This window comes from Algibacter lectus (assembly GCF_900112395.1).
In the GTDB taxonomy this organism is placed as follows: domain Bacteria; phylum Bacteroidota; class Bacteroidia; order Flavobacteriales; family Flavobacteriaceae; genus Algibacter; species Algibacter lectus.
Genome location: NZ_FOLN01000014.1, coordinates 75,843 through 92,555, shown reverse-complemented (window position 1 = coordinate 92,555; position 16,713 = coordinate 75,843). Strand labels below are relative to the sequence as shown.

The following is a 16,713-nucleotide window of genomic DNA, read 5'->3' as shown; positions in this document are numbered from 1 at the left end:
CCTTTATTCGATATTCCAAAAAACAAAAAAAAGCCTCAGAGTTATTAAACTCTGAGGCTTTTGTTTAAATAAAAACTATCTAAATATTATTAAGTAAAAATTACTTTACTAAGTTAATTTCTACTCTTCTGTTATCAGCTCTACCTGCAGATGTTGCATTAGTCGCAATTGGTCTAGTTTCACCAAAACCAATAGCAGATAATCTAAATTCATCTACACCATTTTTTACTAAATAAGCTTTTACGGCGTTTGCCCTAGCATCTGATAGTCTTTGGTTTAAAGTATCACCACCAGAACTATCTGTGTGACCTTCAATAGAAAATTTAGCATCAGGATATTCACCTAAAATGTTAACAATTTCAGCTAACACTTTATTAGATTCTGTTTTAATAGAAGATTTTCCAGAGTTAAACAAGATAGTTTTAGCGTAAGCATTTAAAGTCGCTTGCACCTCTACTGTAGGCACAACTACTTCAGGACAACCTTTGTTTGCTACTGTACCAGCAACGTCTACACATTCGTCAAATTTATCTGCTACACCATCGTTATCTGTATCTTTCCATGGGCAACCACTGTTTTCTACAGGACCTGCAACTTTAGGACAAATATCAATATTGTCTAAAACACCATCGTTATCTGTATCTCCCCAAGGACAACCTTTATTTTCTTTAGGACCTGCAACTTCAGGACAATTATCTTCATTATCCATAACACCATCTACATCACTATCTAACCATGGACAACCGTTGTTTTCAGCTGGCCCTGCTTCTCTAGGACAACCATCTAACTTATCGATAACACCATCATTATCTCTATCTTTTGGCTTTCCTTGGTACACTGGCACTTTTAAACCTGCATAAACATCGGCACCTTTTGTATTATCACTAGCTAAAGCAGTAATTACAGACCCAGAACCTATGTATAGAGGTCCTGCTCTAAATCCTGCTCCGGCTTGAAATCCGTTATACTGCACTAAACTAACTGGTACGTAAAAACTAAACCACTTACTCTCAAAGCGAGGAGTTAATGACACCATGTTTGCAATACGACTCGCTTTTTCTTTTCCTTTAGCAATAAGAGAAAAATCAGTATTTAAGTTTAAAAAGAAACGCTTAGTAAAGCTATAATCTGCATTTAAATGAACAGCCGTTGGTAACTTTACTTTGTAACCATTAGTCACCGTACCAATACCGTAGATATTTTCTAAAGCATCTGCAAAATCATCACCATTATCAAAATCGTCTTCATTAATGTTTGCACCGTTAATATCAAAAACTTCTTGAGTTCCTTCTTTATAATTAATTTGACCGATATCTGTAATAGATAATCCAATTTTCAATTTATATTTATTTTGATCCTTATGATTATAAGCCGGTCCGTTCACACTTTCTGTTTGGTAATCTCTATAATCTGGTCTCCATTCGTAAACAAAACCTAAATCTGCGCCAAAACCAGAAGCATCTGGAAGTTCGTAATCATAATCATCATTATCGAAGTTATCATAATAACCGTAAGTTAACTCACCTGTAGTATCTAAACTTCCTGTAGTTGGATTTGTACCATCGGCATCATAATCTACAGTTACATTTTTACCATAAGCATAAGCAGTACCACCACCTTGTAAATACTTTACGGTAAGACCACCTTTTAAAAAGTGTTCTTCTTTGTTCATTAAAACTCTAGCATAAGTTACACCTACTTCTGCCCAAGCTTGAGCAAAGGTTGTAAAATCACCTTCGTTTACAACAAAATCATCGGTAGTGTCATCATCAACATTATCAATAGTTTCTCCATTAATTTCGGTTACATTAACCATAGAGCGTGCTCTCGTAAAAATAGCTAAAGAGCTAGTTTCGGTTAAATTAAACATAAATGCTGGCCCCATAACATCTAAATTAATAGCTGCATTGTTATCTGTAGATGGCGATTTTTTTGCATCTAAATCAAAATCGTAATCGTCTTTAAGCGCATCCAAAAGGTTAACACCATAATAGTCGTTACCTGCAAAAGCACTAACACCTACAATGTTAATATCTGTTTTAAAACGAGAATCTGTAATATTAGCAGGGTTAGCAATAACGCTATTTACACCGCTATAATTATCTGTAAGAAACCCTACGTAAGACTGCGCCTTAGCACCGAAGGAACCTAAAAGTAATAATACTACTAATGAGATTTTTTTCATAATTAAGTTTTGTTTTTTTATGTTGTTTTGTGCAAAAATAATAGTTTTACTTTTAATCTATAAGTGATAATTAACTTACAAGCAATTATTACAAAGTTTCTCTTAATCCCCCCCTTTTTAAAACAGTATTATTAACAATACTGCCAATTTCTTAAAGAATTGTTAAATAATATTCATAGAATAAAATAGCTTATTTAAAAATCTATAACTCAAATACTTCTAAAACGCATCTCCATATTTACAGTAATCTTTTTTGAAATTTCCTTTTTTAACAATTACCTTTAACCTATGAAAATTTACACTAAAACAGGCGATAACGGTACCACGGCATTATTTGGCGGTACTCGTGTACCAAAACACCATATCCGTATAGAAAGTTACGGCACTGTAGATGAGTTAAACTCTCATTTGGGTTTAATTCGCGACCAAGACGTTAATGAAGATTACAAGGAATTACTTACCGAAATTCAGCATAAATTATTTACGGTTGGCGCTATTTTGGCTACCGATCCAGAAAAAGCTGTTTTAAAAAATGGCAAAGACCGACTTAATATCGAAAAGATATCGATTAAGGATATTGAGCGTCTAGAGCTTGCTATGGACAGTATGAACGAAGCTTTACCAGAAATGACGCATTTTGTGCTTCCGGGTGGCCATCAAACCGTGTCATTTTGTCACATAGCGCGCTGTGTATGCCGTAGAGCCGAGCGTTTAGCAACAGCACTTAACGACTTAGAACCTTTTGAAGCGAATGCTTTAAAGTATTTAAATAGACTTTCGGACTATCTTTTTGTATTGGCACGAAAGTTGTCTTTAGACTTACAAGCAAATGAAATTAAATGGATTCCTGAAAAATATTAAATTATTTATTGGAAGTTTAAATTAAAAAGCTATATTTTGATTTGGAAGCGAAATCTGCGTTAGGGATTGAGGCTTTGTTGAAGCTCTCTTTTGTTTTTCTCAAAAAAAGCGACTGCCGAAAACCCGACCCTTGTGGTAACGCCCAAAACAAAAATAAAGCAAAAGTATTGCTACAATTATTAACTATGCAATAATAAATTTCAACTGTTTAGAGTACAAAAGGATACGTTCTTAAAATTAATGATTAAATAATTCATTTTTTACTTGTGTGTTTAAACTAAAAATTTATTTTTGCAAAAAATTAAACGCATTAACACATGTATTGGACTTTAGAATTAGCATCTTATTTAAGTGATGCGCCTTGGCCTGCAACCAAAGACGAATTGATAGATTACGCCATTAGAACTGGTGCACCTTTAGAGGTTGTAGAAAATTTACAGTCGATTGAGGACGAAGGTGATTCGTACGATTCGATTGAGGAAATATGGTCGGATTACCCTACAGATGAAGATTATCTGTGGAATGAAGATGAATATTAAAAATATAAGCATAAAGAATAGTTAAAAAGTCTCGAATTGAGACTTTTTTTTTGTTCTAAAAGGTATCTTTGGTATTAATATAAGCATGGCTTACCCTATGCCTTTAAGAGCCTATAAAATGGCTTATTTTAATACTATATTTTAACTAAAAAACACCTAGGATTGTCCTAGAAAACATATTTATATAAAATTAATAACATGACATTTTTAGATTCTATACTAAAGGTATTTGTTGGCGATAAATCGAAACAAGATGTAAAAGCCATTACACCTATAGTTAAACAAATTACTACATACGAGGCGGCTTTAGAAGCATTATCGCACGATCAATTAAGAGCAAAAACAGCAGAATTTAAAGCTAAAATTGCCGAAGCCACTCAAGCTACCAACGACAATATTGCGAGCTTAGTTAACGAAGCAGAATCTACTGAAGATATTGACCGTCGTGAAGATATTTATCAAGAAATTGATAAATTGAAAGACGAAGCTTATAAAATTACCGAAGATGTTTTAAATACTATTTTACCAGAAGCTTTTGCTGTGGTAAAAGAAACAGCAAAACGTTTTACGAAAAACACACAAATTACCGTTACCGCTAACGAGTTTGATAGATCTATTTCTGCCAATAAAGCTTATGTTAGTCTAGAAGGCGACCAAGCTACTTGGGCAAACTCTTGGGATGCTGCAGGAAAAGCTATTACTTGGGATATGGTGCATTATGATGTGCAACTTATTGGTGGTATTGCTATGCACCAAGGTAAAATCGCAGAAATGCAAACGGGTGAAGGTAAAACGTTAGTTGCAACCTTACCTGTTTACTTAAACGCACTTGCTGGTAAAGGTGTGCATTTAGTAACCGTTAACGATTACTTAGCAAAACGTGATAGCGCGTGGATGGCTCCTATTTTTGAGTTCCATGGTTTAAGCGTTGCTTGTATAGATTATTTTAAACCAAACTCGCCAGAACGTAAAGCGGCTTACAATGCAGATATTACTTATGGGACTAATAACGAATTTGGTTTCGATTACTTACGTGATAACATGGCACATTCGCCAGACGACTTAGTACAGCGCCCACATCATTATGCCATTGTAGATGAGGTGGATTCAGTTTTAGTTGATGATGCGCGTACGCCATTAATTATTTCTGGTCCAATACCACAAGGTGAGCGTCACGAATTTACAGAGCTTAAGCCAAAAGTTGACGATATTGTAACAGTACAACGTAAGTATTTAACAGGTGTTTTAGCAGAAGCTAAAAAACTTATTAAAGATGGTGATACTAAAGAAGGTGGCTTAAAATTACTACGTGTTTATCGTGGTATTCCAAAAAACAAAGCCCTTATTAAGTTTTTATCTGAAGAAGGTGTTAAACAATTATTACAAAAAACCGAAAACTATTTTATGGCGGATAACAACCGTGAAATGCCAAAGGTTGATGAGGAATTGTACTATGTAATTGAAGAAAAAAATAACCAAGTTGAATTAACAGATAAAGGTGTTGAGTATATTTCTGGAAAGGATAATCCAGATTTCTTCATCTTACCAGAAATTGGACTTGAAATTGCTAAAATTGAAAGTCAAGGTCTATCTAAAGAAGACGAGGCTGAACAAAAAGAAGAATTGTATAAAGATTTTGGTGTAAAATCTGAACGTATACACACTCTTAATCAACTTTTAAAAGCTTACGCTTTATTTGAAAAAGACACCCAATATGTGGTGATGGAAAATAAAGTAATGATTGTAGATGAGCAAACCGGTCGTATTATGGATGGCCGTCGTTACTCTGATGGACTACACCAAGCCATTGAAGCTAAAGAAAATGTAAAAATTGAAGATGCTACCCAAACTTTTGCAACGGTAACACTACAAAATTACTTTAGAATGTACCGCAAACTAAGTGGTATGACGGGTACAGCAGTTACAGAAGCTGGTGAGTTCTGGGAAATTTACGAATTGGATGTTGTAGAAATACCAACCAACCGCCCTATTGCTCGTGATGATAAAGAAGATTTAGTTTATAAAACTAAGCGTGAAAAATACAATGCGGTTATTGATGATGTTACCAAATTAGCAGAAGCTGGACGCCCAGTTTTAATTGGTACAACATCGGTAGAAATTAGTGAATTGCTTGGTAAAATGCTTAGTATTCGTAAAATACCACACAATGTATTAAACGCGAAACAACATAAAAAAGAGGCAGATATTGTAGATCAGGCTGGTAAATCTGGACAAGTAACTATTGCAACCAATATGGCTGGTCGTGGTACCGATATTAAATTATCTGCCGAGGTTAAAGCTGCTGGAGGTTTAGCTATTGTTGGTACAGAACGTCACGATTCACGTCGTGTGGATAGACAGTTACGTGGTCGTGCTGGTCGTCAAGGAGATCCAGGAAGTTCTCAATTTTACGTATCTCTAGAAGATAATTTAATGAGATTGTTTGGTAGTGAACGTATTGCCAAAATGATGGATAAAATGGGATTACAGGAAGGTGAAGTCATTCAGCATTCTATGATTTCTAAGTCTATTGAGCGTGCACAGAAAAAAGTTGAAGAAAATCAATTTGGAGTTCGTAAGCGTTTATTAGAATATGATGATGTTATGAACGCGCAACGTGAGGTGGTTTACAAGCGTCGTCACCATGCATTATTTGGAGAACGTCTACGTGTAGATTTAGCAAATATGATTTTCGATACATCGGAAGGTATTGTTGAAACGAACAAAGCTGCTAACGACTATAAGAATTTTGAATTTGAATTAATTCGTTATTTCTCAATGAGCTCTCCAGTAACCGAAGCTGAATTTGGAAAACTTGCTGCTCAAGATATTACTGCTAAAATTTACAAAGCTGCTTTCGAGAATTACAAACAAAAAATGACACGCAACGCTGAAAGTGCATTCCCTGTTATTAAGAATGTATTTGAAACACAAGGCGATAAATTTAAACGTATTGTTGTGCCTTTTACAGATGGTATTAAAACATTAAATGTTGTTACCGATCTAGAAAAAGCATACGAAACTCAAGGTAAACAATTAATTACCGATTTTGAAAAGAACATTACTTTAGCCATTATTGATGATGCTTGGAAAACACATTTACGCAAAATGGATGAGCTTAAGCAATCGGTACAATTAGCGGTACACGAGCAAAAAGATCCGTTACTTATTTACAAATTTGAAGCTTTCGAATTATTTAAAGCTATGATTGATGAAGTGAATAAAGATGTAATTTCCTTCTTATTTAAAGGTGAATTACCTCAGGAAACACAAAACACTATTCAAGAAGCTCGCGATAGAAAACAGGAAAACTTAAATACTCAAAAAGAGGAAATTCCTAATTTAGATGAACGTTCTGCACAAAGCAGAGCTGCCGGAAATACACAATCGCAACAGCAACAAGTTACAGAAACGATAGTGCGTGATCAACCAAAAATTGGTAGAAACGATCGTGTTACTATTAAAAACGTAATGAACGGTGAAAATAAAACAGTAAAATTTAAACAAGCTGAACCTTTATTAGCCAAAGGTGAATGGGTTATTGTTGAAGAATAATCTCAACCCTTTTAAAAAAGGAATCTTATAATATTAAAAATCCCAACAGAAAACTGTTGGGATTTTTTTTGTTTTAAACATATAATTTAATCATACAACTAAAAGAAAACTAAAAAATTAGCCGTTTAAAACCTCTCATATAAAAATGAATTTGAACCTTGACATTGTAAGAAAAAAAGCATACGTTTGTATACCTGTGGTTTACGTGCCCTCAACGAAATTCCGTATGCACTTTAGAGATTAATAACTTCATATATATTTAAATATGACACTACGCCGCCTAATCTACTCTAGTCAAGCTGTTAAACAATTTACAAAACGCCAGTTACTAGACCTACTGCATGACTCTCGAGGTTTTAATGCCATTGATAATATTAGCGGTGTTTTAATGCATAAACACGGTTATTTCCTGCAGATAATAGAAGGTGATCCTGAGGTTATAGACGACCTTTTGGTTCGTTTACGCAAAGATACTCGCCATAAAGATTTAAAAATTATTCACGATAGTACAGTACAAGATCGCCTTTTTACAAATTGGGCCATGGGCTGTGTTGACTTTGATGATGCCGAATTAAGTATGCTACCAGGTTTTAGAACCGACTTAACCGACCCTGAAGTGATTGAAGAATTAATTAAACATCTACCTGAAGTTGCAACACTTTTACGTGAGAACTTTATGAATCAATAAGTTATGTTTTGGAAGGTTATAGGTTTAGTATCAACTTTGGATCCGGACAATTACGCTCATAAAACGTCAAATCCGTTTTAGAACAAACTCCCGGGTAATCACCTTTAAAACCTTGAATATCTTTAATAATTTGAAAATGTAAGTGCGGTGGATAATCACCATTTATAGAAGCATCACCCAATTCGGCTATTTTATCAGCTTGCTTGAAACGCTGTCCAACTTCAAGATTGTCTATGGAAGCTAAACTTAAATGACCATAGAGCGTGTAGAAATCTACACCCGAAATATGATGCTTTAAAATAATCGTTGGTCCATAATCACCAAAGTTCTCATTATTATTAAAGCTATGCACCACGGAATCAAACGGTGCGAAAATAGACGTTCCAGCAGAACACCACAAATCGACGCCTAAGTGGATATTTCGTTCCTCTTCAGCTTGACTGCTAAAATGCGTACTACGCTTATAAATGTTTCTTACCTCTAAATAACCACCATAAGCTACTTCAGCATTATGATTTTTAATATGGGTGTTTACAAAATCAGCTAACACATCAGATGATGATACATCTATGACATTTAGGACGTCGTTAGATTCAGATAAACTTATTGGTATATATTTAGATTTCGGAATATTAGCATCCAAAACAGACATACTTTCAGCACATAAATCTCTTAGAAATTTCAAAAAATTGATATCCTTCATCATACCAATACTTAGAAACTAAAGAACTACTTCTGCATATAAATCAAAATCTTCTGCTTCTGTTACTTTTACAGTTGCAAATTCGCCTGTTTTTAAATAACATTTAGAGGCATCGATTAATACTTCGTTATCTACATCTGGAGAATCAAACTCAGTACGACCAACAAAATAATTACCTTCTTTTCTATCGATAACCACTTTAAACGTCTCTCCTATTTTATGCTGATTCAGTTCCCAAGAAATTTGAGATTGAATTTCCATGATTTGGTTTGCTCTATCAACTTTAACCTCTTCTGGCACATCGTCCTCTAGAGTGTAAGCATGTGTGTTTTCTTCATGAGAATAAGTAAAACAACCTAAACGCTCAAAACGCATATCGCTAACCCATTGTTTCAATTCTTGGAAATTCTCTTCTGTCTCTCCAGGATATCCAACAATTAAAGTTGTTCTAATAGTCATCTCTGGCACAGCTTCTCTAAACTGACTAATTAATTTTGTTGTTTTGGCTTTATTAGTACCACGGCGCATACTTTTTAAAACAGCATCTGAAATATGCTGCAATGGAATATCTAAATAATTACAAACTTTAGGTTCGCGTTTCATAACATCAAGTACATCTAACGGGAAACCTGTTGGAAATGCGTAATGTAAACGAATCCATTCGATACCTTCTACTTTCACTAAAGCCTCTAAAAGCTCTGCTAAGTTTCGTTTTTTATAAATATCAAGACCATAATACGTTAAATCTTGAGCAATTAAAATCAATTCTTTAACACCTTTGGCTGCTAACTTTTCCGATTCGGTAACTAAATCTTCAATCGGTGTACTTTTATGTTTCCCGCGCATTAAAGGAATGGCACAAAAAGAACATGGCCTATCACAACCTTCTGCAATTTTTAAATAAGCATAGTTTTTAGGTGTTGTTGTTAAACGCTCACCAATTAACTCGTGTCTATAATCGGCACCCAAAGCTTTTAGTAATCCTGGCAACTCAGTAGTTCCAAAATACTCATCCACATTAGGGATTTCTTTTATTAAATCCGGCTTATAACGTTCACTTAAACAACCGGTAACAAAGACTTTATCTACATCGCCATCGTTTTTTTTCTGTACGTATTCAAGAATAGTATTTACACTTTCTTCCTTCGCATTATTGATAAAACCGCAGGTGTTTATAACCACAATATTACCTTCTTCTTCATGTACAACATCTTTTCCGCTGGCCTTAAGTTGCCCCATAAGCACTTCGCTATCGTAAACATTTTTACTACAGCCTAGTGTTACTACGTTGATTTTGTTCTTTTTAAGTGTCTTTGTTCTCATACCAAAAATTAAGTGTGCAAAGATACGCAATGCGGATTGATTTACTAGGAATGATTGAAGAATAACACCATTAGAAATTTAGATTAAACCAATAGTCCGTTTTACAGTCTAAATTATTAAATTTACTACAATGAAGTCTTTATACTATATACACCTGTTTTTTGCGCTATTCCTTTTAAGTTGTTCTTCTGAAAACAAACCAATTACAGAAGAAGAACACAATACCGAATCGACTTATTTCCCCTCCATAAACTCTGATGTTTGGGAAACAAAATCCATAAGCGATTTAAACTGGAACGCTAACGAACTACAACCACTACTCGATTACTTAGAAGAAAAAAATAGTAAAAGCTTTATCATTTTACATGATGGTAAGCTTGTAGTTGAGCACTACATGAACGACCATAACAGTATAAAATCTTGGTATTGGGCAAGTGCAGGAAAAACATTGACCACAGCAACCGCAGGAATAGCACAAGACCAAAGTTTTTTAGATATAAACGCTAAAGTATCCGACTATTTAGGAACCGGATGGACTAGTGCTACAATAGAAAAAGAGAACCTAATTTCAACTAAAAACTTACTATCTATGAGTTCTGGTTTGGACGATAGTTTAGGAGACGAAGTAACTCCAAAAAACCTACAATATATAGCGGATGCAAACTCGCGTTGGGCCTACCACAATGTTTATGTAAAAACACAAGATGTAGTCGCCGCAGCAACTGGCCAAAATTGGGACACTTATTTCAGTGAAAACCTTAAGGATAAAATAGGTATGAGTGGTCAATGGATTTCTCTCAATAATTTAAGTGTTTATTGGAGCAACACACGAAGTATGGCACGCTTTGGACTTTTAATGTATGCCAACGGAACATGGGATGAAACACAAATTATATCTGAAGCTTTTTTAAATGAAGCGACTAATACCTCGCAAAACATTAATGAGGCTTACGGCTATTTATGGTGGCTTAACGGAAAATCGAGCTACCATTTACCGCAAAGTCAATTAGAGTTTAATGGAACACTAATTCCGAATGCCCCTGATGATATGTATGCCGCTTTAGGCAAAAACGATCAGAAAATTTATATTGTACCAAGTAAAAAACTAGTAATTATAAGAATGGGTAACGCTGCCGATAGCGAAAATTTCGCCTTATCTAGTTTTGATAACGATTTATGGGCTAAAATCAATGCTTTAATTGAGTAAGCTTTACCTATCTTCTTCATATTAAAAATAAAACGAACACTGTCATTTATCTAAACAGTCTGATTAATACAATTGACAAATACTTACTAGCAACATCAATGAGCCTCTATTGAAACTTTAAACGCAAGTTTTTCTTCTAAAACACATCTAAACGTTATTACTAAATCAGCGTATTAAAAAGTAAAGTATTAGTAAAACTTTGTTATTAATATTTCCTGCTGAAAAACTCGTTTAAAGAAAAGACTTTGCAAAAGAAACATTTATTCTCTCTACTTACAATATTCTGTATTTACATCCAATCTCACGCGCAATTATGTGAAGGCAGCTTAGGCGACCCTATTGTAGAAATCGACTTCGGATCGGGCTCAAATAGAGGAAGCGCATTAGGTTCTGCCATTACAGCTTTCACTTATAGAGCTAGTGGTGAGTTAGACGAAGGTGAATACAGCATAGTAAACTATTCAAGTGGCCTAAAAGGGAATGCTTGGCACGCAACTACCGATCATACCGGTAATTCAAACGGTTATATGATGGTAATTAATAGCGCCGTAATAGCTAGTGAAGGTGTGTTTTATACTAAAACAATTTCAGGGCTTTGCCCGAATACTACTTATGAATTTTCTGCATGGTTAATAAATTTACTAAACCCCAACGCAGGACTTACGGATCAATATAGTCCAAATGTAACGTTTAGAATTAGTGATACTTCCGGCACCATTTTAGGGTCTTATAGTACAGGGAACATCAATCAAACATCGTTACCAACATGGTTACAATATGGTTTATTTTTTACATCTGGTGCAGACGCGGAAGTTGTTATTAGTATTTTAAATTCTGCCCCTAGCGCTCATCCGGGTAACGATATTGCATTAGATGATATTAGTTTTAGACCTTGTGGTCCAACTATAATCAATTCTATTGATAACGGCGCTGCAACAGCTTTATCTATTTGCCAAAACGAAAGTGTAAATTATACTTTTCAAGCTGATGTTTCATCCGGATATACCGCCCCACAATATCAATGGCAGTTTTCTAATGATACTGGTAATACCTGGACGGATATTGTTGGGGAGACCACCCCAAACTATCAATTTTCGGACACAAGCTCCTCTGGATCATTTCTATATAGATTAACTGTTGCCAACGGCAGTAATATAAACTCTGCTTTTTGTAGAATTACTTCAGATAATTTTGAAGTAGAAATTATTGCAACCCCACAAGCCCTAACTGGTGAAGCCGAACAGTTATTTTGCACCACACAAAACCCAACTATAGCGAATATTGAAGTTAGCGCAACTGCCATTTGGTACGATGCCCAAATAGGAGGAAATATTTTACCAGATGAAACAAGTTTAACCAACGGAGTTACTTATTACGCAGCAAAAAAAACTATTAATGGCTGTGAAAGTGGTGATAGATTCGCTGTTTTGGCAAACATAGTATCGCCCACACTCGACATAAATAACATCTCAATTGTAATCTGTGATAATTTAAATGATGATGATGAAGTTATTGATTTTACAATTTACGAATCTCTATTAACCAACTGTAGTGATTGTAATTTCAATTTCTTCACATCTCTATCGGGAGCAGAAAACTATTATGAAGACCAACATATGACTGAACCGACTAGTTATAATTGGTCTATAGAGACCCCTACAATTTACGCTCGAATTGATTCGGCCGATCATTGTTATCAAATAGCAGAAATAGCTGTTTCGCTACAAGCGACACCAATAATTGATATTCCGGACTTCATAGGTATGTGTGAAGACGATAATGAAATAACGGTAGATGCAGGAAATGGTTTTGATAGTTACCTATGGTCTACCGGAGAAACAACACAAACTATAAATATTCTAACTTCAAATATTGGCAGTTACTCCATAACAGTAACTAAAGATTATGCCACCTACACCTGCTCTACAACTAAAGATTTTGAAGTCATATTATCTAACGAAGCCATTATTCAAAATATTGAAATTGAAGATTGGACCGACACTAACAATTCAATAACCGTTCATTTATCTGACTTAAGTCTTGGAGATTATGAATTCTCTCTAGATGACACCAACTACCAAGATAATAATGTATTTACAAGATTACCAATAGGAGAATACACTATTTACGTAAGAGACAAAAATGGTTGTGGTACTATTACAGAAAATGTTTACATATTAAATGCACCTAAATACTTTACGCCTAATGGAGATGGATTTCATGACACATGGTATATTAAGTATTCCGAAACGGAAGAAACTTTAGATATAAAAATATACGATAGATTTGGAAAACTACTTAAAACCTTAGATAAAAACACATCATGGAATGGCAGTTATAATGGAAGAAACATGCCTACTTCAGATTATTGGTTTGTAGTAACACGTGCCGATGGCAAGAATTACACCGGACACTTTACACTAAAAAGATAATTTCTATTTGAAAAATGAATCTACAAATTCATATTTATTGAACACTTGTAAATCTTCGATACCTTCACCAACACCAATATATTTTACAGGAATTTTAAATTGATCGGAAATACCAATAACAACTCCTCCTTTTGCCGTACCATCTAGTTTGGTAACTGCTAAAGATGTAACCTCTGTAGCCGCAGTAAACTGCTTAGCTTGCTCAAAAGCATTTTGCCCTGTAGAGCCATCTAAAACCAAAAGAACATCGTGAGGCGCATCTGCAACAACTTTTTGCATAACACGCTTTACTTTGGTAAGCTCGTTCATTAAGTTTATCTTGTTGTGTAGACGTCCCGCTGTATCAATAATAATAACATCAGCATCTTGATTAACACCAGACTTTAATGCGTCGAACGCTACAGAAGCAGGATCACTACCCATTTCCTGACGAATCATTGGTACATCTACACGATCTGCCCAAACTTGTAATTGATCTATAGCTGCCGCACGGAAAGTATCTGCTGCACCTAAAACCACATTTAGACCTTGTTTTTTAAATTGATAAGCCAACTTACCAATAGTGGTTGTTTTACCAACACCATTAACACCAACGACCATTAGCACATAAGGTGTTTTTTTACCATTCTCTTGTTTTGGTAAAGTAGGTATGGTATAATCTGTATCTTCTCCAGAATTTGTTTCGCTTAATAAGGCAGCAATTTCTTCTCGAAGTATTTTATTAAGCTCATCAGTACCAAGGTATTTGTCCTTTGCAACGCGTTCTTCAATACGCTCTATAACTTTAAGCGTGGTATTTACACCAACATCACTAGACACAAGAACTTCTTCAAGGTTATCTAAAACCTCGTCGTCTACTTTAGATTTTCCGGCTACCGCTTTACTTAGTTTTCCAAAAAAACTAGATTTAGTTTTTTCTAATCCTTTATCAAGGGTTTCCTTTTTATCCGACGAAAATATTTTTTTAAAAAAGCTCATTTTCTTGTTAGTTGTTAGTTATAGAGTGGTTATGCTCTTTATATTTCTACTTTAATTGTTAGGTTCGTTATCATAAATTAAACAAAGTTACTTTTACATAAATGTCTTTTTTGTAGAACGTTCCTAATTACTCTTGTCAAAATCCTTACCACATTTTTTTACTGCTAATGTGTCAGTTAAATTAACATATTCAAATATAAAAATAAAAAAGCTGCTTTCGAAAACGAAAGCAGCTTTTAATATTGTATAACACTGTAAATTACTTTTTAGCTAAAAAGTCACTTACTTGTTCTGGATTCATAATAGATTCAACAAACATGTAAGCTCCAGTTTTAGGAGACTTTACCATTTTTATTGCTTTTGTTAATCTTTTAGATCCTGTTTGTAATGATGCTACGGATTTCTTTGCCATGACCTATATATTTTTAAGGTATTTGAAATTTTATAAATAAAATTCCTAATTATTTAATTTCTTTATGAACTGTCATACGCTTAAGAATTGGATTAAATTTCTTAATCTCCATTCTATCTGGCGTGTTCTTTTTATTCTTAGTAGTAATGTAACGAGAAGTTCCCGCTTGACCAGATTCTTTATGCTCTGTACATTCTAAAATTACCTGTATTCTATTGCCTCTTTTTGCCATTTCTTTATATTTTTAATACAGCGAATTACTTCGTTAAAAATCCTTTAGATTTTGCATCTTTAATTGCTGCAGAAATACCTATTTTATTAATTGTTTTTAAAGCAGATGTTGAAACCTTTAAAGTTATCCAGCTGTCTTCTTCTGGAAGGTAAAAACGTTTCTTTACTAAATTCGCATTGAATTTGCGTTTAGTTCTGTTTAATGCATGAGACACGTTGTTTCCAACCATCGCCTTCTTTCCTGTAAGTTCACAAACTCTTGACATTCTATATAACTTTAATTTTGTTGCTTAAAATCGAGGTGCAAATATATAAAATCTTTACGGTATGACAATCAATTTTTTATCAATTTTTAAAAATTTCTTTCAATAACATTTCAAAAGCCTTGTTAGCCCCTTTATTTATTACTTTTAATCTCAAATCACCTAACATAAATTTTTCTGAATAAACTCCGGTTTTTGTCGCGATTGCAATAAAAACTGTTCCAACCTCAACATCAGAATCTCCTTTTGTTGGTCCTGCATTACCCGTTGTAGCAATTGCAAAATCCGTGTCAAACAATTCTAAAACTTGTTTCGCCATAGATTCTGCTACTTTTGCACTCACCACAGAATCGGTGTCTATAGCCTCTTTAGAAACGCCTAAAATATTAATTTTAGATTCGGTTGCATAGCTCACTACACTTCCTTTAAAATATGCCGAAGCACCAGAATTTGCCGTAAAACGTTCGGCAATCTTACCTCCTGTACAACTTTCTGCTGTAGCTACAGTTTTACCTATTTTGGTAAGTTGTTTTCCAATTATAGCTTCAATCGAAGCATCATCTTCCTCAAAACCTACAAATTCCTCTTTAATTAAAGGAATAAGGGTATCAATTTGTTTCTGTACCTCACTTATTACTTTACTCTTATCAAAACCTTTAGATGATAATCGTAAGCGCATATTCCCTAAACTTGGTAAGTATGCTAATTTAATTTCAGGAGGTAGTGCATCTTCCCAATCTTCAATTCTGGCAGCTAAAGTGCTTTCACCTAAACCAAAAATTAAAAGGGTACGATGTAAAATATAAGGACAATCAAATTTATCTCTAACGCGTGGTAACACTTCGCGGTCTATTAAGCCTTCCATTTCAAAAGGTACACCAGGTAACGAAACAAAAACTTTGTTATTTCTCTCCATCCACATACCAGGCGCTGTACCCAAAGTATTCATTAAAACTGTAGCTTTAGATGGCACTAACGCCTGATCTAAATTAACTTGTAATAATGTTTGGCGCACGTATTTATGCCAAAGGTCTTGTATGTTTTTCTCTACCGAATCATCTCTAATTAAAGTATCATTAAAATACTCGGCAATTGTTTTTTTGGTAATATCGTCTTTTGTTGGCCCTAAACCACCGGTAATTATTATAACATCTACGCGGCTTTCAGCATCTTTAAAGGCCTGAAGAATATGGGTCTTATCATCTTGAATAGATGTAATTTGGTACACCGAAACTCCAATTTTATTAAGTTGCTTGCCAATATAAGCAGAATTAGTATCTATTACTTGCCCAATAAGTAGCTCATCTCCAATGGTAATAATTTCTGCTAACATAAG

The 16,713-nt window shown here is 34.4% G+C and carries 14 protein-coding genes; 6 read left to right on the top strand and 8 right to left on the bottom strand.

Going from position 1 to position 16,713, the window contains the following annotated elements; genetic code table 11:
* Window positions 1-100 precede the first annotated feature (100 nt).
* Window positions 101-2,185: a DUF5723 family protein gene (locus BM246_RS18505; RefSeq protein WP_042506344.1), complete on the bottom strand. Its 2,085-nt coding sequence runs from the start codon at window positions 2,183-2,185 to the stop codon at window positions 101-103.
* 288 nt (window positions 2,186-2,473) lie between these two features.
* On the opposite strand from BM246_RS18505, the gene BM246_RS18500 reads away from it, so the two are divergent.
* The 4 genes from BM246_RS18500 to BM246_RS18485 all read left to right on the top strand — a co-directional run bounded on the left by BM246_RS18500 (window position 2,474) and on the right by BM246_RS18485 (window position 7,828).
* The gene (locus BM246_RS18500; RefSeq protein ID WP_042500041.1) at window positions 2,474-3,046 is read left to right on the top strand and encodes a cob(I)yrinic acid a,c-diamide adenosyltransferase; all 573 of its coding nucleotides are present in this window, start codon (window positions 2,474-2,476) and stop codon (window positions 3,044-3,046) included.
* A gap of 317 nt (window positions 3,047-3,363) precedes the next feature.
* Complete coding sequence (locus BM246_RS18495; RefSeq protein ID WP_019387375.1) at window positions 3,364-3,585, top strand: DUF2795 domain-containing protein; 222 nt, start codon at window positions 3,364-3,366, stop codon at window positions 3,583-3,585.
* 198 nt (window positions 3,586-3,783) lie between these two features.
* Entirely contained in the window at window positions 3,784-7,140 is a 3,357-nt protein-coding gene (gene secA / locus BM246_RS18490; protein ID WP_074940174.1) for a preprotein translocase subunit SecA, read from the top strand.
* Window positions 7,141-7,405: 265 nt separating this feature from the next.
* Window positions 7,406-7,828 (top strand): BLUF domain-containing protein, encoded by a 423-nt coding sequence (locus tag BM246_RS18485; RefSeq protein ID WP_042500035.1) that lies wholly within the window; start codon window positions 7,406-7,408, stop codon window positions 7,826-7,828.
* Between the two features lie 16 nt (window positions 7,829-7,844).
* On the opposite strand, the gene BM246_RS18480 is transcribed toward BM246_RS18485, so the two are convergent.
* Together BM246_RS18480 and rimO are read right to left on the bottom strand one after the other, a co-directional pair.
* Window positions 7,845-8,534 (bottom strand): peptidoglycan DD-metalloendopeptidase family protein, encoded by a 690-nt coding sequence (locus BM246_RS18480; protein ID WP_317042995.1) that lies wholly within the window; start codon window positions 8,532-8,534, stop codon window positions 7,845-7,847.
* Between the two features lie 15 nt (window positions 8,535-8,549).
* Window positions 8,550-9,854 carry a 30S ribosomal protein S12 methylthiotransferase RimO gene (gene rimO / locus BM246_RS18475; RefSeq protein ID WP_042506342.1) on the bottom strand — a complete coding sequence of 435 codons (1,305 nt, stop codon included), beginning with the start codon at window positions 9,852-9,854 and terminating at the stop codon, window positions 8,550-8,552.
* 130 nt (window positions 9,855-9,984) lie between these two features.
* Between rimO and BM246_RS18470 the strand changes: the two genes are divergently transcribed.
* The gene (locus BM246_RS18470; RefSeq protein WP_074940171.1) at window positions 9,985-11,061 is read left to right on the top strand and encodes a serine hydrolase domain-containing protein; all 1,077 of its coding nucleotides are present in this window, start codon (window positions 9,985-9,987) and stop codon (window positions 11,059-11,061) included.
* A 245-nt stretch (window positions 11,062-11,306) separates the two neighbouring features.
* Window positions 11,307-13,493, top strand: coding sequence for a T9SS type B sorting domain-containing protein (locus BM246_RS18465; RefSeq protein ID WP_074940168.1), 2,187 nt, complete (start codon window positions 11,307-11,309; stop codon window positions 13,491-13,493).
* A 3-nt stretch (window positions 13,494-13,496) separates the two neighbouring features.
* On the opposite strand, the gene ftsY is transcribed toward BM246_RS18465, so the two are convergent.
* The 5 genes from ftsY to BM246_RS18440 form a co-directional block, all read right to left on the bottom strand.
* Window positions 13,497-14,471 carry a signal recognition particle-docking protein FtsY gene (ftsY, locus tag BM246_RS18460; protein ID WP_042500022.1) on the bottom strand — a complete coding sequence of 325 codons (975 nt, stop codon included), beginning with the start codon at window positions 14,469-14,471 and terminating at the stop codon, window positions 13,497-13,499.
* 259 nt (window positions 14,472-14,730) lie between these two features.
* Complete coding sequence (locus tag BM246_RS18455; protein ID WP_074940165.1) at window positions 14,731-14,883, bottom strand: DUF4295 domain-containing protein; 153 nt, start codon at window positions 14,881-14,883, stop codon at window positions 14,731-14,733.
* Window positions 14,884-14,932: 49 nt separating this feature from the next.
* Window positions 14,933-15,115 (bottom strand): 50S ribosomal protein L33, encoded by a 183-nt coding sequence (gene rpmG / locus BM246_RS18450; protein WP_042500020.1) that lies wholly within the window; start codon window positions 15,113-15,115, stop codon window positions 14,933-14,935.
* Window positions 15,116-15,140: 25 nt separating this feature from the next.
* Complete coding sequence (rpmB, locus tag BM246_RS18445) at window positions 15,141-15,380, bottom strand: 50S ribosomal protein L28 (protein ID WP_042500017.1); 240 nt, start codon at window positions 15,378-15,380, stop codon at window positions 15,141-15,143.
* A gap of 79 nt (window positions 15,381-15,459) precedes the next feature.
* Window positions 15,460-16,710, bottom strand: a complete 1,251-nt coding sequence (locus BM246_RS18440; protein ID WP_074940162.1) for a CinA family nicotinamide mononucleotide deamidase-related protein — start codon at window positions 16,708-16,710, stop codon at window positions 15,460-15,462.
* Window positions 16,711-16,713: the final 3 nt, after the last annotated feature.